The 21,436-nt window shown below is 71.6% G+C and carries 18 protein-coding genes and 2 pseudogenes; 16 read left to right on the plus strand and 4 right to left on the minus strand.

All coding sequences use genetic code 11. The annotated features are described in order from the left end of the window. Window positions 1-41 precede the first annotated feature (41 nt). Window positions 42-1,808 (minus strand): coagulation factor 5/8 type domain-containing protein, encoded by a 1,767-nt coding sequence (locus AB0I51_RS28315; RefSeq protein WP_362979810.1) that lies wholly within the window; start codon window positions 1,806-1,808, stop codon window positions 42-44. A gap of 210 nt (window positions 1,809-2,018) precedes the next feature. Here AB0I51_RS28315 and AB0I51_RS28320 point away from each other — a divergent pair, with 210 nt between their 5' ends. The 6 genes and pseudogenes from AB0I51_RS28320 (at window position 2,019) to AB0I51_RS28345 (ending at window position 9,068) form a co-directional block, all read left to right on the plus strand. Continuing rightward, the gene (locus AB0I51_RS28320; RefSeq protein ID WP_362979811.1) at window positions 2,019-3,335 is read left to right on the plus strand and encodes a sugar ABC transporter substrate-binding protein; all 1,317 of its coding nucleotides are present in this window, start codon (window positions 2,019-2,021) and stop codon (window positions 3,333-3,335) included. Window positions 3,336-3,343: 8 nt separating this feature from the next. After that, window positions 3,344-4,339: a sugar ABC transporter permease gene (locus AB0I51_RS28325; protein WP_362979813.1), complete on the plus strand. Its 996-nt coding sequence runs from the start codon at window positions 3,344-3,346 to the stop codon at window positions 4,337-4,339. Further along, a complete protein-coding gene (locus AB0I51_RS28330) occupies window positions 4,332-5,192 on the plus strand; it encodes a carbohydrate ABC transporter permease (RefSeq protein WP_362979815.1) in 861 nt (286 codons plus the stop codon). Before AB0I51_RS28325 ends, AB0I51_RS28330 begins: the two co-directional genes overlap by 8 nt. Window positions 5,193-5,230: 38 nt before the next feature. Further along, window positions 5,231-6,589 carry a GH1 family beta-glucosidase gene (locus tag AB0I51_RS28335; protein ID WP_362979817.1) on the plus strand — a complete coding sequence of 453 codons (1,359 nt, stop codon included), beginning with the start codon at window positions 5,231-5,233 and terminating at the stop codon, window positions 6,587-6,589. Between the two features lie 162 nt (window positions 6,590-6,751). Beyond that, window positions 6,752-8,110, plus strand: a pseudogene (locus AB0I51_RS28340) (family 16 glycosylhydrolase). Between the two features lie 115 nt (window positions 8,111-8,225). After that, window positions 8,226-9,068 (plus strand): alpha/beta hydrolase, encoded by an 843-nt coding sequence (locus tag AB0I51_RS28345; RefSeq protein ID WP_362979819.1) that lies wholly within the window; start codon window positions 8,226-8,228, stop codon window positions 9,066-9,068. On the opposite strand, the gene AB0I51_RS28350 is transcribed toward AB0I51_RS28345, so the two are convergent. Together AB0I51_RS28350 and AB0I51_RS28355 are read right to left on the minus strand one after the other, a co-directional pair. Beyond that, window positions 9,055-9,447, minus strand: a complete 393-nt coding sequence (locus AB0I51_RS28350; RefSeq protein WP_362979821.1) for an SCO5389 family protein — start codon at window positions 9,445-9,447, stop codon at window positions 9,055-9,057. The two genes, AB0I51_RS28345 and AB0I51_RS28350, sit on opposite strands and share 14 nt — an antisense overlap. Window positions 9,448-9,512: 65 nt before the next feature. After that, window positions 9,513-10,460, minus strand: a complete 948-nt coding sequence (locus AB0I51_RS28355; protein ID WP_362979824.1) for an ATP-binding protein — start codon at window positions 10,458-10,460, stop codon at window positions 9,513-9,515. A gap of 136 nt (window positions 10,461-10,596) precedes the next feature. Between AB0I51_RS28355 and AB0I51_RS28360 the strand changes: the two genes are divergently transcribed. The 6 genes and pseudogenes from AB0I51_RS28360 (at window position 10,597) to AB0I51_RS28385 (ending at window position 16,651) form a co-directional block, all read left to right on the plus strand. Beyond that, window positions 10,597-11,133, plus strand: coding sequence for a GNAT family N-acetyltransferase (locus AB0I51_RS28360; protein ID WP_362979826.1), 537 nt, complete (start codon window positions 10,597-10,599; stop codon window positions 11,131-11,133). 5 nt (window positions 11,134-11,138) lie between these two features. Then, window positions 11,139-12,644, plus strand: a complete 1,506-nt coding sequence (locus AB0I51_RS28365; protein WP_362979828.1) for an ABC transporter substrate-binding protein — start codon at window positions 11,139-11,141, stop codon at window positions 12,642-12,644. A 3-nt stretch (window positions 12,645-12,647) separates the two neighbouring features. After that, window positions 12,648-14,597: an ABC transporter permease subunit gene (locus AB0I51_RS28370; protein WP_362979830.1), complete on the plus strand. Its 1,950-nt coding sequence runs from the start codon at window positions 12,648-12,650 to the stop codon at window positions 14,595-14,597. Further along, window positions 14,594-15,098, plus strand: a pseudogene (locus AB0I51_RS28375) (MFS transporter); the annotation flags it as partial. The gene AB0I51_RS28370 and the pseudogene AB0I51_RS28375, both read left to right, overlap by 4 nt. Before the next feature lie 167 nt (window positions 15,099-15,265). Further along, window positions 15,266-15,868 carry a hypothetical protein gene (locus AB0I51_RS28380; protein WP_362979832.1) on the plus strand — a complete coding sequence of 201 codons (603 nt, stop codon included), beginning with the start codon at window positions 15,266-15,268 and terminating at the stop codon, window positions 15,866-15,868. 39 nt (window positions 15,869-15,907) lie between these two features. Beyond that, window positions 15,908-16,651 (plus strand): YcnI family protein, encoded by a 744-nt coding sequence (locus AB0I51_RS28385; protein WP_362979834.1) that lies wholly within the window; start codon window positions 15,908-15,910, stop codon window positions 16,649-16,651. 67 nt (window positions 16,652-16,718) lie between these two features. Here AB0I51_RS28385 and AB0I51_RS28390 read toward each other — a convergent pair whose 3' ends face one another. Continuing rightward, window positions 16,719-17,489, minus strand: a complete 771-nt coding sequence (locus AB0I51_RS28390; protein ID WP_362979836.1) for a CDP-alcohol phosphatidyltransferase family protein — start codon at window positions 17,487-17,489, stop codon at window positions 16,719-16,721. Window positions 17,490-17,594: 105 nt separating this feature from the next. On the opposite strand from AB0I51_RS28390, the gene AB0I51_RS28395 reads away from it, so the two are divergent. From AB0I51_RS28395 to AB0I51_RS28410, 4 genes are all read left to right on the plus strand, one after another. Continuing rightward, window positions 17,595-18,575 carry a zinc-binding alcohol dehydrogenase gene (locus tag AB0I51_RS28395; protein ID WP_362979838.1) on the plus strand — a complete coding sequence of 327 codons (981 nt, stop codon included), beginning with the start codon at window positions 17,595-17,597 and terminating at the stop codon, window positions 18,573-18,575. A 150-nt stretch (window positions 18,576-18,725) separates the two neighbouring features. After that, the gene (locus AB0I51_RS28400; protein WP_019073017.1) at window positions 18,726-19,124 is read left to right on the plus strand and encodes a 6-carboxytetrahydropterin synthase; all 399 of its coding nucleotides are present in this window, start codon (window positions 18,726-18,728) and stop codon (window positions 19,122-19,124) included. Further along, window positions 19,121-20,305, plus strand: coding sequence for a glycosyltransferase family 4 protein (locus AB0I51_RS28405; protein WP_362979841.1), 1,185 nt, complete (start codon window positions 19,121-19,123; stop codon window positions 20,303-20,305). Before AB0I51_RS28400 ends, AB0I51_RS28405 begins: the two co-directional genes overlap by 4 nt. Further along, complete coding sequence (locus tag AB0I51_RS28410) at window positions 20,302-21,429, plus strand: trans-aconitate methyltransferase (protein ID WP_362979843.1); 1,128 nt, start codon at window positions 20,302-20,304, stop codon at window positions 21,427-21,429. The genes AB0I51_RS28405 and AB0I51_RS28410 overlap by 4 nt, the downstream gene beginning before the upstream one ends. Window positions 21,430-21,436: the final 7 nt, after the last annotated feature.

Below are 21,436 nucleotides of genomic sequence, written 5' to 3' on the forward strand. Positions count from 1 at the left end.
GCGGACCGGAGGGGGAGCTCCGGCCCGCACCCACCACGACCTCAGGGGTAGGACACCACGGTGGACGGGACCGTCGACGTGCCCGAGGTCGCCGCCCCCGTCTCGTTGATGACGTGTTCGTACTGGCCCTGTCCGCCGAGCGAGACCACCAGCAGGTCGTGGAACTTCACGCCCGACCGGTTCGGCGCGGCGAAGCCGTTGTGCTGCACGATCGTCGGGTCGACGTTGTAGTAGCAGTAACTGCCCAGGCCCCAGCCCTCGTGCACGGTCACGCCGTCGGCGACCTTGTAGGCCGCGTATCCCTTGATCGAGCCGTTCTGGACGGCCGCCTGGTTCGGGGCGTCGTACGCCTTCTCGTTCTGGAAGAAGATCGTGCGGCCCCGCTCGCCGTTCCACTGCACGTCGTACTTGTTGAAGTGTTCGACGAACAGGCCGGTGGTCAGCACGTCGGCGCCGTTGACGACGAGGCCGTAGTCGGCCCGGTTGGTGTCCCAGCCGGTGCCGGTGCCGTGGTCGGCGCGCCAGAGCCAGGTGTGGTCGACGATGGTGTGCCGGTTGTTGATGACCATGCTGGTGGTGGCCCTGCCCGCGCCCGCGCCGCCGATGCGGACGAACACGTCCTGGACGGTGGTCGGGTTGGCGGAGTGGTCCGTCGTCGTGCCCGAAGGGCCCACCTCCAGCAGGGTGTTGGAGTTGACCGTGCCCGCGTCGATCAGGAACCCGGCCAGCCGTACGCCGTCGACGTCGGCCGTCTTGAGAGCTGTAACTCCGTTGTCGGGGACGAGAGTTGCGTAGCCCAGGCCCAGGACGACGGTGTTGGCCCGGTTCACCTGGATCGGCTGGTCGAGGTGGTAGATGCCCGGCGTCAGCAGGAGGTGAAGTCCCTGCGTGAGCGCCTGGTTGAGGGTGGCGGCCGTGACGCCCGGCTTCGCGACGTAGAACTGGGACAGCGACAGCGAGGTGCCGCGCGGGGTGCCGTTGCCCCAGGTCACGCCACTCGCGTTGGTGCGCTTCTCGGGGAGGAAGACGCGGTACTCGGTGCCGTTGAGGTAGAGGAAGGGCTTCTCGCGGGAGACGGGTGTCGTGGCGAGGGTGGTGTACACCGGGTTCGGGAAGCTCTGCGCGGGGGCGCCCTGCACACCGGAGAAGACCATGTTCCAGACGCCGTTGAGCCAGCTGCCGATCACACTGTCGCGGGTGTACCACTGCTGCTGCGAGTAGGGCTGGACCTGGCCGTCGATCCGGCTGTCGGCGATGTAGCCGCCGCTGGCCCAACCGTAGCCGTTGGGCGCGAGGTTGAGGTTGCCGCGCACGTGCATACGACGGAAGGGGGCCGCCTGAGCCACGGCCCACCTGTTGGTTCCGCTGACGGGGACGAGCGCGAGGTTCTCCGCCGAACGCCAGAAGTTCTGGGTGGCGTTGCCGTTGAACCAGCCCGCGTCGACCGTGACGTCACCGTTGATGGTGGTGTCGTCGGGGGAGAGGCCGAGGCCCGCGATCGAGGTGTAGAAGCCGAGCTGGGCGTTGAGCCCGGAGTAGGCGCCGGGCTTGAAGAAGAAGGCGTAGCGGCCGGTGCCGAACTGGGCCGTCTCCTGCTGGGCGAAGACCTGGTCCAGTCTGGCCTGGATGCCGGCCGTCGACGGGTCGAAGACGATGACGTTCGGACCGAGGTCGCCACCGCCGGGCAGGGCGCGCGGTGTCACCGCGGTGGGGGTGGAGGTGGCGGCGGAGGCGGCGGTGGGCAGGCCGGCCAGCGCCGAGGCGGCCGCTGCCGCGCCGAGAACGGTTCTGCGTCGCACTGAGGACATAAGGCGGCTCTCCTTGTTCATGAAATGAACGCCGGTGGGGTTGGGAGCGCTCTCTCGCGGGGGAATGCTTCAGCTCCGTGAACGCGGCCGTCAAGAGGTACGACCGAGTTCGACGAGTGGCGTCCAAACTCTTGACGCCTCTGTCTTCCGAGGTTTAACTCACGTCCTAAATTAAGTCGTGAGTGCATTCCCTGAAGGGACACCCGGAGTATGCGCAGCATCCGAGCCGCGGCCGTAGGCGCCGTCACCATGTCAATCGCCCTGGCGGCCACGGCCTGCGGAGGCGGTTCGTCCACGAGTGGGGGATCCAACGACTCGCCCAAGACGCTCACCTACTGGGCCTCCAACCAGGGCGCCAGCATCGCGATCGACAAGAAGGTCCTGCAGCCCGAGCTCGACAAGTTCAAGAAGCAGACCGGCATCACGGTGAAGCTGGAGGTCGTGCCCTGGTCCGACCTGCTCAACCGCATCCTGACCGCGACGACTTCGGGCCAGGGCCCCGACGTCCTGAACATAGGCAATACCTGGAGCGCCTCGCTCCAGGCCACCGGCGCCTTCCTGCCGTGGAACGCCGCCAACTTCGCGAAGATCGGCGGCAAGGACCGCTTCGTGGACTCCGCGCTCGGCTCGACCGGTGCCACCGGCAAGGATCCGGCCGCCGTCCCGCTGTACTCGATGGCGTACGCGCTCTACTACAACAAGCAGATCTTCGCCGACGCGGGCATCTCCCAACCCCCGGCCACCTGGGCCGAGTTGGTGGCCGACGGGAAGAAGATCCAGGCGAAGGGCAAGCAGGTCCTCGGCGCCGAGGGCGCCAACGTCTCCGAGAACATCCACCACACCTTCGTCTTCGCCAAGCAGCACGGCGCCGACTTCTTCACCGCCGACGGCAGGGCCGACTTCACCAACGACGGAGTCGTGGCCGCCGTCAAGCAGTACGTCGACCTGATGGCCAAGGACAAGGTCATCCCGGTCGGCAACGCCGAGTACGCGCAGAACCAGTCCGTCAGCGACTTCGCCAAGGGCAGGACGGCGATGCTGATGTGGCAGTCCGCGTCCGCCAACCTCAAGTCGCAGGGCATGAGCGACAGCGCCTACGGCATCGCCCCGATACCCGTGCAGTCCGGCACCCCCGGCACCGGCACGCAGGTCGACTCGATGGTGGCCGGCATCAACCTCGCCGTCTTCAAGAACACCGACAACCTCGACGGCTCCACCAAGTTCGTGAAGTTCATGACGAGCGACGCCGAGCAGAAGATCCTCAACACCGCCTACAGTTCCATCCCGCCGGTGAAGACCGCGCAGACGGACACCGCGTTCAACACCCCCGCGAACGCCGTCCTGAAGAACACCCTCGCCACCAGCGCCGCCGCGCTGCCGCAGGTCGCCGACGAGTCGCAGTTCGAGACGGCGGTCGGCACGGCCGTCAAGAACCTGTTCGCCGACGCCGCCGCCGGACGCGCGGTCACCACCGCCTCCGTCAAGGCGGAGCTCGAAAAGGCCCAGCAGCAGATGCCGGCGAAGTGAGTGCGACTGTGACGAGCACTGTCACCCCGGAGGCCGTCGTGCGGAAGAACCCTTCCGACCCGGCGGCCCCCGGCCCGCGCCGGCGGCGCGGCGAACGGATCCGCCGCATCGGACTGCCCTATCTGCTGCTCCTGCCGGCCCTGATCCTCGAACTCCTGGTCCACCTGGTGCCGATGGTCATCGGCATCGTCATGAGCTTCAAGGAGCTCACCCAGTTCTACATCCGCGACTGGGGCACCGCGCCCTGGTCCGGCCTCGACAACTACAAGGTGTCGGTGGACTTCAGCGCCCCGGTCGGCAAGGCGCTGCTCCACTCCTTCTTCGTCACCGTCGGCTTCACCCTGCTGTCGGTCGGCCTCTGCTGGCTGATCGGCACGGTCGCCGCGATCTGCATGCAGGACACCTTCCGCGGCCGCGGCTTTCTGAGAGCGCTCTTTCTCATCCCGTACGCGCTGCCGGTCTACGCGGCCGTCATCACCTGGGTGTTCATGTTCCAGCACGACAACGGCCTGGTGAACCACGTCCTGCACGACCAGCTGCACCTCACCGACAAGCCGTCGTTCTGGCTGATCGGCGACAACAGCTTCTACGCGCTGCTGATCGTGTCGGTCTGGAAGGGCTGGCCGTTCGCCTTCCTCATCGTGATGGCCGGCCTGCAGAACATCCCCAAGGAGCTGTACGAGGCGGCCTCGATCGACGGCGCGGGCCGGTTGCAGCAGATCGGCCGCATCACCCTGCCGTCACTGCGCCCGGTCAACCAGGTGCTGGTCCTGGTGCTGTTCCTGTGGACGTTCAACGACTTCAACACGCCGTACGTCCTCTTCGGCAGGTCGGCTCCCGAGTCCGCGGACCTCATCTCGGTGCACATCTACCAGGCGTCGTTCGTCACCTGGAACTTCGGCACCGGCTCGGCGATGTCGGTCCTGCTGCTCCTGTTCCTGCTCGTCGTCACCGGCGTGTATCTCGTGTTCACCTCACGCGGACGGAAAACCGCCGATGTCTAGCCCCACCTCGCCCATGGCCCCGCCCCGCTCCTTCATCTGGTCGCGGCGGATCTTCCTCACCCTGCTCACCGGCTTCGTCCTGGTGCCGGTGTACGTCATGCTCTCCAGCTCCCTGAAACCGCTCTCGGACGTCACGGGCAGGTTCCGCTGGCTGCCGAGCGGGCTCACCGTCCGCCCGTACATCGACATCTGGTCGACGGTCCCGCTCGCGAAGTACTTCATGAACTCGCTGATCGTGTCCGTCGCCGCGACGGTCTGCTCGGTGGTGATCGCGGTCTTCGCCGCGTACGCCGTCAGCCGCTACGAGTTCCGAGGCAAGCGCGTCTTCACGGTCACCGTCCTGTCGACGCAGATGTTCCCGGGCATCCTCTTCCTGCTCCCGCTGTTCCTCCTCTACGTCAACATCGGCAACGCCACGGGCATCGCCCTGTTCGGCTCGCGCGGCGGCCTGATCCTGACGTATCTGACCTTCTCGCTGCCCTTCTCCATCTGGATGCTGATCGGCTACTTCGACTCCGTCCCCAAGGACCTGGACGAGGCGGCGCTGGTGGACGGCTGCGGTCCGCTCGGCGCGCTGCTGCGGGTCGTCGTACCGGCCGCGATCCCCGGCATCGTCGCGGTCGCCGTCTACGCCTTCATGACCGCGTGGGGCGAGGTCCTCTTCGCCTCCGTGATGACCAACGACGCCACCCGAACGCTGGCCGTCGGACTCCAGGGCTACTCCACGCTCAACGACGTGTACTGGAACCAGATCATGGCCGCCTCGCTGGTCGTCAGCGTGCCCGTGGTCGCCGGCTTCCTGCTGCTGCAGCGCTATCTCGTCGCCGGGCTGACGGCGGGCGCCGTCAAGTGACCGACCCGACCAACTCCGCTGACCGTAAAGGGACTTCAGTGACCATCGACTTCGCCGCACTTCCGCACGACTTCCTGTGGGGCACGGCCACCGCGGCGTACCAGATCGAGGGAGCCGTCGCCGAGGACGGACGCGCGCCGTCGATCTGGGACACCTTCTCGCACACCCCCGGAAAGATCGACAACGACGACAACGGCGACGTCGCCTGCGACCACTACCACCGCTGGCGCGAGGACATCGGCCTGATGCGCCGACTGGGCGCCAACGCCTACCGGTTGTCGATCGCCTGGCCCCGGGTGCTCCCCGGCGGCGACGGCCCGGTCAACCCCAAGGGCCTCGCGTTCTACGACGAGTTGGTGGACGGACTCCTGGAAGCGGGCATCACCCCGTCCGTCACCCTCTACCACTGGGACCTGCCGCAGGCGCTCCAGGACCGGGGCGGCTGGCCCGAGCGCGCGACCGCCGAGCACTTCGCCGCGTACGCCTCGGTCGTCGCCGAACGCCTCGGCGACCGCGTCACCCACTGGGCGACCCTCAACGAGCCCTCCTGCTCGGCCTGGATCGGCCACCTCGAAGGCAAGATGGCCCCGGGTTGGACCGATCTGACCGCGGCCGTCCGCGCCTCCTACCACCTGCTCCTCGGCCACGGCCTCGCCGCGCAGGCGATCCGCGCCGCCGCCCCGAACGCCCGGGTCGGCATCGTCAACAACCTCTCCACGGTGTACCCCGCCAGCGACCGCGACGAGGACGTGCAGGCCGCCCGCCGACAGGACGGCCACGTCAACCGCTGGTGGCTCGACCCGGTGCACGGCCGCGGCTTCCCGGCCGACATGGTCGAGACGTACGGCGTCGAACTCCCGGAACAGCCCGGCGACTTGGCGACGATCGCCGCGCCGCTGGACTGGCTCGGCCTGAACTACTACTTCCCGGCGACCGTCGCCGACGACCCCACCGGCCCGGCCCCCTTCACCCGCGCCGTGCGCCGCCTCGGCGTCCCGCGCACCGGCATGGACTGGGAGATCGACGCCTCCGGCATCGAGACCCTGCTGCTCCGCCTCACCGAGGAGTACGACCCGCGCCGGATCTACGTCACCGAGAACGGCTCCTCGTTCCCCGACGTCGTACGCCCCGACGGCACCGTCGACGACCCGGAGCGCCAGGACTACCTGGTCCAGCACCTCGCCGCCTGCGCCTCGGCGGCCCGCAAGGGCGCCCCGCTGGCCGGGTACTTCGCCTGGTCGCTGCTCGACAACTTCGAGTGGGCGTACGGCTACGAGAAGCGGTTCGGACTGGTCCACGTGGACTACGACACCCAGGTCCGCACGATCAAGGGCTCCGGCCACCGGTACGCGGACATCATCCGCGACCACCGCAGCCGGGCCCGGCGCGCGGCCTGACCGAGACCGCCCCGGTGGGTGCGGGCGGGGGAGCCCGCGCCCACCGGGGCACCATCAACCCTGTTGGCCCCATGAGTCCCCTCGGCCCCGCCGATCCCATCAATGTCATGCGCACGTCAGCATGAGCGCCCCCGAAGGAGATCCGCCCTCAAGGAGACCCGCATGCCTACCCGCACCCTGCTCACGGCGCTCACCGCGCTGGCCCTGCTCGTCGCCACCCCGGCCCTCGCCGCCCCCGCCCCGCAGGTCGCCGCCGCGGCGACCTGGGACACCGACCGCGCGGCCGCCGCCTACGCCGCGAACCCGGCCGCCGTCACCGCCTCCGGCAGCGAGAACGCCGGCACCGCTCCCGGCCTCGCCTTCGACGGCGACGGCGCCACCCGCTGGTCCAGCAACTTCGCCGACGACGCCTGGATCCGCCTCGACCTCGGCACCACCCTCCGCGTCGACCGCGTCACCCTCGACTGGGAGGCGGCCTACGGCAAGAGATACGTCCTGGAGATCTCGTAGAACGGCACGGACTGGCCGCCGTTCTGCACGGAGACGGCGGGCACCGGCGGCCCGGTCACCACGAGCACCTACCCCCAGGAGGTGACGGGCCGTTACATCCGCCTGCGCGGCCTGGAACGCGCCACGCCCTACGGCTACTCGCTCTACGAGTTCCAGGTCTGGGGCACCGGCGGCAACGCGTCCGCCGACTGCCCGGCCCTCCCCGGCGACCAGTCGGGCACGTACCGGACGACGTTCTTCGACGACTTCACCTCCGCCGCCCTGGACCGCTCCAAGTGGCGGGTCGTGCGGACCGGCACGGAGATGGGCCCGGTCAACGGCGAGTCCCAGGCGTACGTCGACTCGACGGACAACGTCCGTACACAGAACGGTGAGTTGATCCTCGCGGCAAAGTACTGCAAGGGCTGCACCCAGGCCGGCGGCGGCACCTACGACTTCACGTCGGGCCGCATCGACACCAACACCAGGTTCGACTTCACCCACGGCAAGGTCAGCGCCCGCATGAAACTCCCGGTCGGCGACGGATTCTGGCCCGCCTTCCGGCTGCTCGGCAGCAACGTCGACAACCCGTCGGTCTCCTGGCCGGCCTCCGGCGAGACCGACATCATGGAGAACATCGGCTGCGCGAACTGGACGAGCACCTCGCTGCACGGCCCCGGCTACTCCGCCGACGGCAACATCGGCGCCCGCCAGACCTGCCCGAACGGCGGCACCGCCGACCAGTGGCACACGTACGCCGTCGAATGGACGCCGACCGCGATGCGCTTCCACGTCGACGACAACCTCGTCCAGGAGACCACCCGCAACAAACTCGAATCGACGCGCGGCCAATGGGTCTTCGACCACAACCAGTACGTCATTCTCAACCTCGCGCTGGGCGGCGCCTATCCGGCCGGCTGGAACCAGGTGACCACGCCGTACTGGGGCCTGCCGCAGTCGAGCGCCGACAAGGTCGCGGCCGGGGGAGTGCAGGCGGAGGTGGACTGGGTGCGGGTGGAACAGGAGAAGTGAGAGCTGGGCCGGTCCGGAGCGCGGAACCGGACCGGCCCGTTCGCCGCACGCGGGCGCCGGGCCGTGCCCGGGAATTCGGTTGCCGCACATCCGGCCCCCTGACACGCTCACGCCCATGCCGACCTTCACCGCATCCGACGGAACCCGTCTCGCCGCGCACGCCTCCGGCGACGGCCCGCCCCTGGTCTGTCTGCCCGGCGGACCGATGCGGGACTCGGCCTACCTCGGCACCCTCGGCGGCCTGACCGCCCACCGGCGGCTGATCCGGCTGGACCTCCGGGGCACGGGCGCGTCGGAGGTGCCCAGAGACCCGGCGTCGTACCGCTGCGACCGCCTGGTGGACGATGTCGAGGCGCTGCGCGAGCACCTGGGCCTGGACCGGATCGGCCTGCTCGCGCACTCGGCCGGCGCGAACCTGGCCGCGCTGTACGCGGCCCGGCACCCGGACCGCGTCTCCCGGCTGACCCTGGTCACCCCCAGTGTCTACGCGGTCGGCATCCAGATCACGGCCGAGGACCGGCTCCAGGTCGCGCGGCTGCGCGGGTCCGAACCGTGGTTCGGACCCGCGTTCGCCGCTCTGGAGGAGATCACCGCCGGCCGGGCGACGCCTGACTCCTGGCAGGCCATCTCGCCCTTCGCCCACGCCCGTTGGGACGAGACGGCACGTGCCTTCGAGGAGGCCGACGAGAAGGAGAAGAACGCGGAGGCGGCGGCCCTCTACGCCGCCGAGGGCGCCTTCGGCCCGGCCGACACCCGCGAGGCGCTGGCCGGCTTCACCTCCCCGGTGCGCGTTCTCGCCGGGGAGTTCGACATCTCCGCTCCGCCGCACGTGATGGCCCAGTACGCGGAACTGTTCCCGAACGCCGAGTTCGTGATCCAGCCCGGCGCCGGACACACGCCGTGGCTGGACGACGCCGAGCGGTTCGTCGAGCTGGTGCTGCCCGTCAGCAGTCCCTGAACTCCGGTGACTGGTTCAGCACTTGGGACCGCAGTGAAGTGAACCTGGCATACGTCTCACCGTCCCGCGCCGTCGGCCGGAACGCCGCCACCCGGTGGCAGTTCTGGAAGGCCAGGGCCACCCCGAAGTGGCGCTCCAGGCTGCCCCGGATCGCGTCGCTGGCCAGCGCCCGCAGCAGCTGGCCGCGTTCCTTCTCGGACGGCGGCGGGGTCTGGTTGTCGGTGAACTCCGCCGTGCCGTCGTGGAGTTCGGCGGCGAGGCCCGCGACGAGGTCGTAGGCGTACGGCAGGGACGTGCGGACCGTGTCCACGAAGTCCGCCTCGCGGAGGGTGCCGTGCTCGGCTTCGGCGAGGAGCTTCGGGGAGACGTCGAGAGACATGAAAAGGGGTGTCCTGTCGGGTTGTCGGAAGGGTTGGGGCGGGGTGAAGCGGGGTGGGGCGGTCGTCAGGTCAGTACCGGCGGGCCCGGTACGTAGTTCGGGTCCACCTGGGCGGCCAGGTCCAGGCCCGTCGCCCGGTCAGCCCAGGCCCGCGCGTTGCGCAGATGGAACTCGACGGCGTGGCGGTGCAGCGCCGGCCAGTCCCGGGAGCAGGAGTCCACGGCCTCGCGCAGCAGACGCAGGGCATGCACGTTGTGCGGCTCCAACTCGCCCTGCGCGCAGCCCTGTTCGGCGGCTCGGACGGCGGGGGAGTGGACCAGGTGGGTCAACAGGTCGTCGCCCACCTCCTGTTTGAGGAAGAGCAGGTCGTCCTCGCCGGTCACCTTGTTGCCGATCACGGCGAGCCGGATCCCGAACTCCCGTGCGTGGTCCCGGTACTGGCGGTAGACGGAGACGCCCTTGCGGGTGGGTTCGGCCACCAGGACGGTGAGGTCGAAGCGGGTGAACAGGCCGGAGGCGAAGGCGTCGGCGCCCGCCGTCATGTCGACCACCACGTACTCGCCGGGGGTGTCGACGAGGTGGTTCAAGTACAGCTCCACCGCGCCGAGTTTGGAGTGGTAGCAGGCCACCCCGAGGTCGCTCTCCGCGAACTCGCCCGTCGCCATCAGCGGTACGCCACCCGCCCGGACCACGTGCCGGGCGTGCACCTCGTCGTCGCCGAGCAGACGCAGCAGGCGTGAGCCGCGCCCCGGCGGGGTGGTCTTGATCATGGTCTCGGGGGAGGCGATGCGCGGGTTGGTGCCGCGCAGGAAGTCCTTGAGCTCGGTCAGGCGGTCGGCCAGGGGTGGGGCGGTGACCGGTTCGGTGCCGGGGGCCAGGGCCTCGGCCAGGTGCTGGTTGATGTCGCCGTCGATGGCGAGCACGGGGGCGCCGGAGCGGGCCAGGTGGCGGGCGAAGAGGGCCGACAGCGTGGTCTTTCCGCTGCCGCCCTTGCCGACGAACGCGACGCGCACTACCGGTCCGCCGCTTTCGCGGTTTTGAAAATGAATGTCATGTGGCTAGGTTTTAGGGGTCGGCCGCGGGGCTGTCAAATCGAGAGCGATCACGAGGGTGATCAAGAGTGGGAGTCTTAATGCATATGATGTGCAAGTGCTTGACTACTGCATCAGAGTGGCGGGCCCGGACGACGTCGACGGTGCGCGTGCCGTGATGCTCGACACCGTCTACCGCGACTTCGCCACCGGCTATGTGCCCCGCTGGCACGCCGACATCATCGACCCGGCCGCCGCCTACCTCGCCCCGCCCCGCCACACCCTCCTCGTGGCACTCGACCCGGCCGAGGCCCAGGTCGTCGCCACCGCCGCGCTCGACTCCCGTGGACCCGTCCACCCGCCGAACCCGCGCGACCTCGCCGCGCGCTACCCCTCCGGCGAGACCGCGCAACTGCGCCGCGTCTACGTCCGCCCCGCGCACCGCCGGCGCGGTCTCGCCCGGGACCTCGTCGCCGGACTCCTCGCGTTCGCCGCGGCCGACGGCGGCTACCGCGCCGTATATCTGCACACCGATCCCGCCGTGCCCGGCGCCGAGGCCTTCTGGCGGTCGCTCGGCGAGGTCGTGCACGACGAGCGCGACGATCCCGGCGGCGGGCAGGGAATCGTGCACTTCGAACTGGCGACGGAGCGATGACCCCGATGCGATTCCACCGAACCCGCCCTGCCCGACTGCTCCTCGGGCTCGCCCTCGCCCCGCTGCTCACCGGCTGTTTCGCCTCCGCCGGTGACGAGAGCGGGGAGCGGACCGGGAAGTCCGGTTCCCGGCTGCGCGTCGCGCTCGCGTTCCCGCCCGCCGAGAACCTCTCCCCGTACGGTGCAGACGCCACCGTCCTCAGCCGGCTCGGTGTCACCGAGGGCCTGACCTCCCTGGACGCCAACGGCTCCGCCGCCCCCGCGCTCGCCCGGTCCTGGCAGCGGGAGGGCGACCGCAGCTGGCTGTTCACCCTGCGCGAGGCCGCCTTCCAGGACGGCACCGACGTCACCCCGGCCCGCGTGGCCGCCGCCCTCACCCGCGCCACCGAGGCGAAGCCCGCCCCCGCCGCTCTCTCCGGCGTCACCCTCACCGCCGAACCCGCGGGCGGCGACCGCGTACGCGTCACCACCGAATCGCCCGATCCCGTACTCCCGTTGCGGCTCGCCGGCCCCGCCCTCGCCGTCCTCTCCCCGAAGGCGTACGAGGAGAAGGGGCGCGTCGACCCGGTCGGCACGGCCACCGGCCCCTTCGCGCTGACCGAGGTCACCGGCTCCACGGCCGCCACCCTCGACCGCTTCGACGACTACTGGGGCGGCCTCGCCCACGTGTCCGGCATCGACGCGCGGTTCATCGCGGACGGCACCGCCCGCACCAACGCGCTGCGCACCGGGCAGGTCGACATGGCCGAGGCGATACCCGTCGCCCAGGCCGCGACCCTCGACCGCTCGCTCCGCCGCGAGATCGCGACCACCCGCACCACGAGCCTCCAACTCAACACCCGGACAGGCCCGTTCAAGGATCCGAAACTGCGGGCCGCCGCCCGCGAGGCCGTCGACACCAGCGCCTTCGCGAAGGACGTGTACGAAGGTCACGCCGACGCCGGGACGGGCATCTACGGTCCCGCGGTCACCTGGGCCGCCGGCCGGCGCGAACAGCCGGTCGGACGGGCGGAGGCGGCGGTGCCCGAGGGAACGTCGATCACCCTCGCCACGTACGACAACCGGCCCGAACTGCCCGAAGTGGCCCAGGTGTTGAAGCAGCAGCTGGAAAGGGCCGGATTCCGGGTCGAGTTGGAGGTGCGCGAGTACTCGCGGATCGAGAGCGACGCGCTGGCCGGGAAGTTCGAGGCGTTCGTGGTGGCCCGCAACACCCTGGTGGACACCGGGGATCCGGTCGCCGTGCTCGCCAGTGACTACACCTGCGACGGCGGCTACAACCTGGCCCTGCTGTGTGACCGGGGCGTGGACCGGGCCGTGGCGAAGGCCCAGGGTGCCGCCGACACCTCCGCGCGCCGGAGCGCCGCGATGGCGGCCGAGGCCGAGATCCTCGGCACCGACGCGGTGGTGCCGCTGGTCCACCAGCGGGTCGTCACCGGTGTCGGCAACTCCGTCGAGGGCGTTCTCCTCGACCCGTACGAGCGCACCCTCGTCGGCACCGGAACCCGGCGCTGAACCATGCCGCACCGCACGGCCGCGCTGCTGTGGCGCGCCCTTCTCGCGGCCGGACTCGTGTGCGCCGTGGGCCTGTTGCCCTGGCTCTCGCACACCGATCCGGCGCTCACCGTACTCAGGGCACGCTCGGCGGAACGCGACCCCGACCCCGAGGTCCTCACCGCGATCCGCGCCCAACTCGGCCTCGACGACGGCCCGTTGCGCCTGCTCGCCCAGTGGCTCGGCGGCCTCCCGCGCGGTGACGCCGGCCGATCGTGGATCTCCGGCACCGAGGTCATGCCCGGAGTACTCCAAGCCCTGGGTGCGTCCCTGCTGTTGATGGGCGCGGCGCTCGCGGTGGCCGTGGTGACCGCCGGGGCGGTGTGCGCGGGCACGTTGCGGCGCGGCGGGTGTGCGGGGCGCGCCGCGCTGCCGGGGTTTCCCGGGCGGGCACGCGCCGATCGTCTCCCGGAGCGGTCCGGCGGCGGCTTCGGCGCGGTTCGCGCGGTGCTCCCCGGACTCCTCGCGGAGCGGCGCTGCGGCCGGCTCGCAGAGTGCTCCGCCGATGGCGAGAGCGATGGCGCGGTTCTCAGCGCTTCGCCGGGGCGTCTCGGACGCCGGCGCGCCGGTCCTCCCGCCGGTCACCCCGGCGGCACCGGCTCCGCCGCCCTCGCCGCGCTCCCCGAGTTCCTCACCGCGTCCGTGCTGGCCACCGTCGTCGGGGTGCAGCTCGGGTGGCTGCCCGCGCTCGGGTGGTACGGGCCGCGGTGGACGGTGTTGCCCGCGCTCGCGCTCGGGCTGCCCGCCGGGGCCGTACTGGGGCGGCTGCTCGACGATCTGCTGCCCGGTGCCTTCGCCGAACCGTGGGCACGGGCCGCCGTCGCGCGCGGGCTGCCCGGGGGGCGCATCGCCCGGCAGGCGGTGCGGCGGTGTCTGCCCGGACTGCTGCCGAACACGGGGCTGTTCGTCGTCGGGCTGACCGGCGGGGCCGTCGCCGTCGAGCAGGTCTTCGACATCCCCGGCCTCGGCCGCACCACCCTCCAGGCCGCCCTGGCCCAGGACCTGCCCGTCCTCCAGGCCGGCACCCTCGTCCTCCTCCTGCTCGCCGCCCTCACCGCCGGGCTCTGCCGACTCGCCACCCGCCTCCTCGCCGGACCGGCACTGCGAGCCGGGGCCCTGCCCTCCCTCCACGGACCTGCCCCAACACCCCAGCGGATCGCGCCACTTGTGTACGGAGCCCTCCTCCTCGGCGTCCTCGCCCTCGGCCTGCCCCGCGACCCCCTCGCGCTGAACACCGGACTGCGCCTCCAACACCCCACCTGGGCCCACCCGTTCGGCACCGACGCGCTCGGCCGTGATCTCCTCGCGCGGATCGCCCACGGTGCCGTCGACACCCTGCTGCTCGCCCTCGCGATCAGTGCCGCAGCCCTCACCACCGGCGTTCTGCTCGGGCTGCTGCCCCGGTTGTCCGGACCGCTCGTCGACACGGTGAACGCCGTACCGCCCGTCCTCGTCGCCCTGTTGGTCACCGCGGTGGCCGGCGGCGGGAGTGGTACGCCCGCCCTCGCCGTCGCCCTCCTGGCCTGGACTCCCCTCGCCGCGCACACCTCCGCACTGCTCCGGCAGGAACGCGCGACCCCGCACGTGACCGCCACCCGGGGCCTGGGCGCGGGCCGTTGGCACGTCCTGCGCCGCTCGCTGCTGCCCGCCGTCCTGCCGCCCGTCACCCGGCACGCCCTGCTCCGGCTGCCCGGTGTCGCCCTCGCCCTCGCCTCGCTCGGCTTCCTCGGCCTCGGGGCCCAGCCGCCCTCCCCGGAGTGGGGTCTCCTCCTCGCCGAGAACCAGCCCTACGCCGAGCGCGCCCCCTGGGCCGTCCTCGCCCCCGCCGCCGTCCTCGCCCTCCTCGGAGCCCTCGCGGTGACGGCCGCGGGCAGCGTACGAGCGGCAGGGCAAGGGAAGTTGGCCGCCCGGTGAGCACGACGACCGTCGTACGCACTCCGCTCCCGCCGCTCCTCCGGTTGCTGTTCCTCACTCAGTTCGCCTTCACGTCGGCTTCTTCGCCGTGCTGCCGTTCCTCGCCGGGCATCTGGCGGACGTGATCGGCATGGCGGGCCGGCTCGTCGGGCTGGTCCTGGGGCTGCGGACCTTCAGCCGGCAGGGGCTGCTCGTGGTCGGCGGGGCGCCGGCCGACCGGTAGGGGGTGCGGCCCGTGGTGCTCGCCGGGTGCGTGCTGCGGATCGCCGGGTTCGGCCGGCTCGGGTATGCCGAACGGACCCGGGCGGTCGTCTGGGCCGTACTGCTCATCGGGCTCGCCGCCGCGCTGTTCTCCCGGCCGTCGAGCCGGAGGTCGCACGGCAGGCCGTCGTAGGGGAGGAGGCGGGCGGCGGCCAACGGACGCGCGTGCTCGCGCTGTTCACCGTCGCGGGGCAGGCCGGGGCGTTCGTCGGGCCGTTGCTCGGTGCGCCGCTGCTCTCATCGGCCGCCGTATCCCGGTAGATCGACGAATCCGCGCACAAGTCCGCCCACCCGGACTGAACGCCCCACGCGTCACCGCCGTACCAAGCCATGAACCAGATATGAGCTGCCCCCTAAACAGCCATCGACGGCAACGGCGGCAGCGGCCCGTGGGAGGATCCGTCACCATGAGCGCATCCCCGGCGGTACGGAGCCTGCGCGCCGCGGTGTTCGCCGCGGTGTGTGTGCTGCTGGCTGCCGCCGGGCACGGGCTCGCCACCGGTGCGACGCCACCGCCGTGGGCGGACGGCGCCGGGTTCCTCGTCGTGTTCGGCACGGGGTTCCTGCTCGGCGGGCGGGAACGGTCCCTTCCCGGCATCGGTGCCGCCATGCTCGCCACCCAGGCGGGGCTGCACCTCGGCTTCGACCTCGCCCGGCCCCGGACCGGGATGGCGATGGCCGGGATGGCGCACATGCCGGGGGACACCATGGACCCCATGCGGCAGACGCAGGCGATGACCCCGCACGCCGTGGCCGCGCACGTCGTCGCCGCCCTCGTCGCGGCCTGGTGGCTGCGGCGCGGGGAGGCCGCGCTGTGGTCGCTGCTGCGCTGGGCCGTCGCCTTCGTACCCGGACTGGTCGCCTGGTGGCGGGACGCCCCCGCACCCCTGCCCGCCCGCACGGTGGGTCCCGGCCGCACCGGCGCCGACGCGGCCCCCTTCCGCCAGCTCCTCCTGCGGCACGCGGTCAGCCGCAGAGGGCCACCGGTCCCGATCCCGTACCCCGTCTGAACAGCCAACTTCCTTTTCCCGTACGGAGATCGCCTCACCATGTCCGCATACCGCACCACCCTGCGCCGCGCAGGCACCGTCGCCGCGCTCGCCACCGCCGGAGTCCTGGCCGCCGCCGGCGTCGCCTCCGCGCATGTCACCGTCCACCCCGAGAGCTACGCCAAGGGCGCCACGGACGGCGTGCTGACCTTCCGCGTCCCCAACGAGGAGGACAAGTCCAGCACCACCAAGGTCCAGGTCTATCTGCCCACCGACCACCCCGTCCTCGGCGTGCTGGTCACCCCGCAGAACGGCTGGACCGCGAAGGTCACCACCAGCAAGCTCAAGACGCCGGTCAAGACCGACGACGGCACCATCACCGACGCCGTCTCCGAGATCACCTGGACGGGCGGGAGGATCGCGGCCGGACAGTACGAGGACTTCAACGTCGCCTTCGGTCAACTGCCCGAGGACACCGACCGGTTGACGTTCAAGACGCTCCAGACCTACGCGGACGGCGATGTCGTCCGCTGGATCGAGGAGGCCGCGGCGGGCGACGACGAGCCGGAGAACCCGGCGCCCGTCCTCAAGCTCACCGCCAAGGCGAGCGAGGACGGCGACGGCGCCCCGGCCGCCTCGGCCTCGACGGCGGCCACCGCCACGAAGACGGCGTCCGCCTCCGCGGCGAGCTCCAGCAGCGACTCGACCGCCCGCGGTCTCGGCATCGCCGGGCTGGTGGTGGGCGTGCTCGGCCTCGCGGCAGGGGCGTTCGCGATCGTGCGCAGCCGGTCCCCGCAGTCGTAGAGCACCTGCCGTAGCACGCCGAGGGGCCCGGATCACCAGTGATCCGGGCCCCTCGGCGCAACCGTCCCTACTGCGAGACCAGTTCCAGCAGCTTCTCCTCCGTCGGAACCTCCTCGGCGAGGGAGGTGCGGGAGGTGCGCCACAGCCACAGGATGTCGCGGCCGAAGGACCACACCAGGGTGCCCAGCGCGAGCGCCACCACCGCGAGGTTGGCCGTGTGCGGCAGCAGGTCCGAGCCGGCCAGCAGCAGGAGGATGCCCTGGGTGGCGGCGACGGTCTTGCGGGCCGTGCTCGGCGGCAGCGGGGCGTTGAGCCACAGCCAGACGCGGGCGGCGGCCACGAACCCGTAGCGCATGGCGCCGATCAGCAGGACCCACGGGCCGAGCTGCGTCGACACGTACACGCTGAGCACCAGGATCAGGAACGCGTCGACCTCCATGTCGAAGCGCGCGCCCAGCGCGGTGGAGGTGCCGGTGCGCCGGGCGACCTTGCCGTCGACGCCGTCCAGGATCAGGGCCACCGCCGTCAGCCCGACCAGCAGGGTGACCGGGGGTGAGCTCTCGAAGGAGTCCGCGACCAGCGCGGTCACCCCGCCGACCAGGATGGCGCGGCCGAGCGTGACCCGGTTGGCCGGGCCGAAATTGCGCGTCCGGGTCTTGTGCAGGGCCTGGGAGAGCACCGCCCAGGTGGCGATCGCGAACGCCAGTCCGGTCAGCCAGCCCGCCGGGCCCATCCCGATCGCCGTACCGAGCAACGCCAGCAACAGGATCTGAACGCCCGCTCCCACAGCGGTCTCCTGCTGGACCAGCCTTGCTTCGTATGTGTTGTTCAGGGCCACCGCACACCCTCCGGCCAGATGACAGAGTCGATCAACGCCGCGTACTGTGCGCGGCCTGTGGTTACCCGTACGTGAACAGCTTCCCGATCGTTCAGGAGGATTCCGATGAAACGCACCGCCAGGGCGTTCTGGATCGGCTCCCCGGGGCACGGCGAGATACGTGACGTGCCCCTTCCGGACCCCGCCGAGGACGAGGTGCTGGTGCGTTCCCTCTGGTCGGGCGTGAGTCGCGGCACCGAGACCCTCGTCTTCCGCGGGGGTGTTCCCGAGAGCCAGCACGCGGCGATGCGGGCACCTTTCCAGGACGGCGACTTCCCGGGCCCGGTCAAGTACGGCTATCTCAACGTCGGGGTGGTGGAGGAGGGCCCGGCCGCGCTGCTCGGCCGTACCGTCTTCTGCCTCTATCCGCACCAGACGCGCTACGTCGTCCCCGCGAGCGCCGTGACACCGGTGCCGGACTCCGTGCCGGCCGGGCGGGCGGTCCTGGCCGGGACGGTGGAGACCGCCGTCAATGCCCTGTGGGACGCGAGGCCGCTGATCGGTGACCGGATCGCCGTGGTCGGCGGAGGCATGGTCGGGTGTTCGGTGGCCGCGCTGCTGGCCCGCTTCCCGGGCGTACGCGTGCAGTTGGTGGACGCCGACCCGGCACGCGCGAAGACCGCCGAGGCCCTGGGCGTCGGCTTCGCGCTCCCGGCGGACGCGCTCGGCGAGTGCGACCTCGTCGTGCACGCCAGCGCCACCGAACAGGGCCTCACCCGCGCGCTGGAACTCCTCACTCCCGAGGGCACCGTCCTCGAACTGAGCTGGTACGGCGACCGGAAGGTGAGCCTCCCGCTCGGCGAGGCCTTCCACTCCCGCCGTCTGGTCATCCGCAGCAGCCAGGTCGGCACCGTCTCCCCGAACCGGGCCGACCGCTCCTACGCCGACCGCCTCGCCCTCGCCCTCGACCTCCTCGCCGACCCCGCCCTGGACGCGTTGGTCACCGGGGAGAGCGACTTCGAGGAGCTGCCGGACCTGCTACCCAGGCTCGCCTCCGGAGAGATTCCGGCCCTGTGCCACCGGGTCCGATACACCGACATCGGTTGAGAATCGTTCAATCCGCTACGACAAGAGCGTCTGACCTGAGAAAAGAGTGAGAGAGGGCTGAACAGGGGGAGGCGTGCAGCCGTACTACACGGCATCCCCCGGCAGGGATCAGCCGGGGGACCAGACGCGCCGCACCTGGAGGGTCGTCCGTTGTTCAGCATCACCGTCCGCGATCACATCATGATCGCCCACAGCTTCCACGGCGAAGTGTTCGGCCCCGCGCAGCGTTTGCACGGAGCCACGTTCCTGGTGGACGCCACCTTCCGGCGCGCAGAGCTGGACGACGACAACATCGTTGTCGACATCGGACTGGCCACCCAGGAACTGGGCGCCGTCGTCAGCGAGTTGAACTACAGAAACCTCGACAACGAGCCCGACTTCGCGGGCGTCAACACCTCCACGGAGTTCCTCGCGAAGGTCATCGCCGACCGGCTCGCCGAGCGGATCGAGAAGGGCGCGCTCGGCGAGGGCGCCCGCGGCCTGGCCGCACTCCAGGTCACCCTGCACGAGTCGCACGTCGCCTGGGCGAGTTACGAGCGTGCCCTGTGAGCGACGTGACCATCGACCGCGCCACCTCGCTGGGATTCCTGCCCGCACAGCGCGCGGCCTCCCGGAATGCCGAGATCATCCCCATGTCCCTGCGCACCGTGCACTTCGTGATGCCGGGCGGTGTCGACGACCCGGCCGCGCCGAGCGGCGGCAACGCCTACGACCGGCGGGTCAGCCTGGACCTCCCCGGCTTCGGCTGGCAGGTCCACAAGCACGCCGTCGACGGCGAGTGGCCCCGGCCCGGTGCCGCCGCCCGCGCGGAACTCGCCCGGGTGCTGCGCGAGTTGCCGGACGGCGCCGCCGTACTCCTCGACGGCCTCGTGGCCTGCGGAGTCCCCGAGATCGTCGTCCCGGAGGCCGACCGGCTCGGCCTCGCGGTCCTCGTCCACCTCCCGCTCGGCGACGAGACCGGCCTCGAAGCCGCCGTCGCCGCGGACCTGGACGCGAAGGAACGCACGGTTCTGCGCGCGGTGTCGGCGGTCATCGGCACCAGCGACTGGGCGGTCCGCCGTCTCGTCTCCCACCACGGCCTGGCCCCCGACCGGGTCCATGTCGCCACCCCCGGCGCCGACATCGCCCCCCTCGCCTCCGGCACCGACGGCGTCTCGCGCCTCCTGTGCGTCGCCGCCGTCACCCCGCGCAAGGGTCAGCACCGGCTGATCGAGGCCCTCGCCGCGGCGGCCGACCTGCCCTGGACCTGCACCTGCGTCGGCGGCCTCGGCACCGACCCGGAGTACGTCGACCATCTGCGCGGCCTCATCAGGCAGTACGGCCTCCAGGACCGACTGCACCTCGCGGGCCCGCAGGCCGGCGCCCAGCTCGACGCCAGCTACGCCTCCGCCGACCTCATGGTCCTCATGTCGTACGCCGAGACCTACGGCATGGCCGTCACCGAGGCGCTCGCACGCGGTATCCCCGTGCTGGCCACGGACGTCGGCGGGCTGCCCGAGGCGGTCGGCCGCGCCCCCGACGGAGGGGTGCCCGGCATCCTCGTCCCGCCGGAGGACCCCGCCGCCCTCGCCGCCGAACTGCGCGGCTGGTTCGGCGAGGCCGACGTACGCCGGCGCCTCAAGGCGGCCGCGCGCGGCCGGCGCGCGGCCCTGGACGGGTGGGCCACCACGGCCCGCAGCCTCGCCGGTGTACTCACCCGGCTCCCCAGCGAATCCCGGAGGGCGGCATGAGGAATACGCGTTCCACGCAGTCCGCACGGGCCGCGGGCCCGATCGGCAAGACCGGACGGATCCCGGCGCAGCCGGGACCCAGGGGTGTACCGCTGGGCATGTTGGTGGCCCCGGCGCAGCCCGAGACGAAGGACGCGACGGCTGACCAGCCGGGGCCGGAGGACGTGATGGTGGGGACCGTTTCAGCGGATGCCGGCGAGCAGGCCGGGCACGGAGCCGTGATCCCCGGCGCCGGACCCGCGACCCACTCCGGCGAACGGGCCACCGTACGACTGCGGGACGTCGGACCCGACGACCCGCCGCGCTACGCGCCCGAGTGGCTGGAACTGCGGGAGGGCGCCGACGCCGTCGCGCGGGCACCCGAACTCCTCGACCCGCTGCGCATCAGGCTCGCCAACCTGCCCGGAAAGTCCGGGGTCGTCATCCACGACCTGGGCTGCGGCACCGGCTCGATGGGACGCTGGCTCGCCCCGCGCCTGGACGGTGCCCAGCACTGGATCCTGCACGACCGCGACCCCTACCTCCTGCACTTCGCCGCCGTCGCCTCCCCGCGTGCGGCCGCCGACGGCAGCCGCGTCACGGTCGAGACCCGGCGCGGCGACGTGGCCCGGCTGACCCCGGACGCCCTGGTCGGCGCCTCGCTGGTGACGGCCTCCGCGCTCCTGGACGTCCTCACCCGCGAGGAGGTCGACGCCCTCGTCACCGCCTGCGTCGGCGCCGGCTGCCCCGCGCTGCTGACCCTCTCCGTCGCCGGACGGGTCGAACTCACCCCGGCCCACCCGATGGACGCCGAGATCGCCGACGCGTTCAACGCCCACCAGCGGCGCGACGGACTCCTCGGCCCGGACGCCGTCACCGTCACCTGCGAGGCCTTCGCCGCGCACGGCGCGACGGTCCGCGTCCACCCGAGCGCCTGGCACCTCGGCCCCGACGACCTCGCGCTGACCGCCGAGTGGCTGCGCGGCTGGGTCGGCGCGGCCGTCGAGGAACGCCCGGAACTGAAGGAACGCGCCGACCGCTATCTGCGCGAACGCCTCGCGGCCTGCGCGGCGGGGGAGTTGACCGTGCTGGTCCACCACAGCGACCTGCTGGCGCTGGCCCGGCCGACAGGGGGAACATCATGAGCGTCGA

Origin of the sequence: Streptomyces sp. NPDC050549, from assembly GCF_040655035.1 — a bacterium.
Classification (GTDB): domain Bacteria; phylum Actinomycetota; class Actinomycetes; order Streptomycetales; family Streptomycetaceae; genus Streptomyces.

Coding starts and splice junctions, on each gene's coding strand:
- AB0I51_RS28345 (WP_362979819.1), top strand. CDS start 8,226: ATGCCGACCTTCACCGCATCCGACGGAACCCGTCTCGCCGCGCACGCC.
- AB0I51_RS28350 (WP_362979821.1), bottom strand. CDS start 9,447: ATGTCTCTCGACGTCTCCCCGAAGCTCCTCGCCGAAGCCGAGCACGGC.
- AB0I51_RS28410 (WP_362979843.1), top strand. CDS start 20,302: ATGAGGAATACGCGTTCCACGCAGTCCGCACGGGCCGCGGGCCCGATC.
- AB0I51_RS28395 (WP_362979838.1), top strand. CDS start 17,595: ATGAAACGCACCGCCAGGGCGTTCTGGATCGGCTCCCCGGGGCACGGC.
- AB0I51_RS28370 (WP_362979830.1), top strand. CDS start 12,648: ATGCCGCACCGCACGGCCGCGCTGCTGTGGCGCGCCCTTCTCGCGGCC.
- AB0I51_RS28330 (WP_362979815.1), top strand. CDS start 4,332: ATGTCTAGCCCCACCTCGCCCATGGCCCCGCCCCGCTCCTTCATCTGG.
- AB0I51_RS28380 (WP_362979832.1), top strand. CDS start 15,266: ATGAGCGCATCCCCGGCGGTACGGAGCCTGCGCGCCGCGGTGTTCGCC.
- AB0I51_RS28315 (WP_362979810.1), bottom strand. CDS start 1,808: ATGTCCTCAGTGCGACGCAGAACCGTTCTCGGCGCGGCAGCGGCCGCC.
- AB0I51_RS28385 (WP_362979834.1), top strand. CDS start 15,908: ATGTCCGCATACCGCACCACCCTGCGCCGCGCAGGCACCGTCGCCGCG.
- AB0I51_RS28365 (WP_362979828.1), top strand. CDS start 11,139: ATGCGATTCCACCGAACCCGCCCTGCCCGACTGCTCCTCGGGCTCGCC.
- AB0I51_RS28320 (WP_362979811.1), top strand. CDS start 2,019: ATGCGCAGCATCCGAGCCGCGGCCGTAGGCGCCGTCACCATGTCAATC.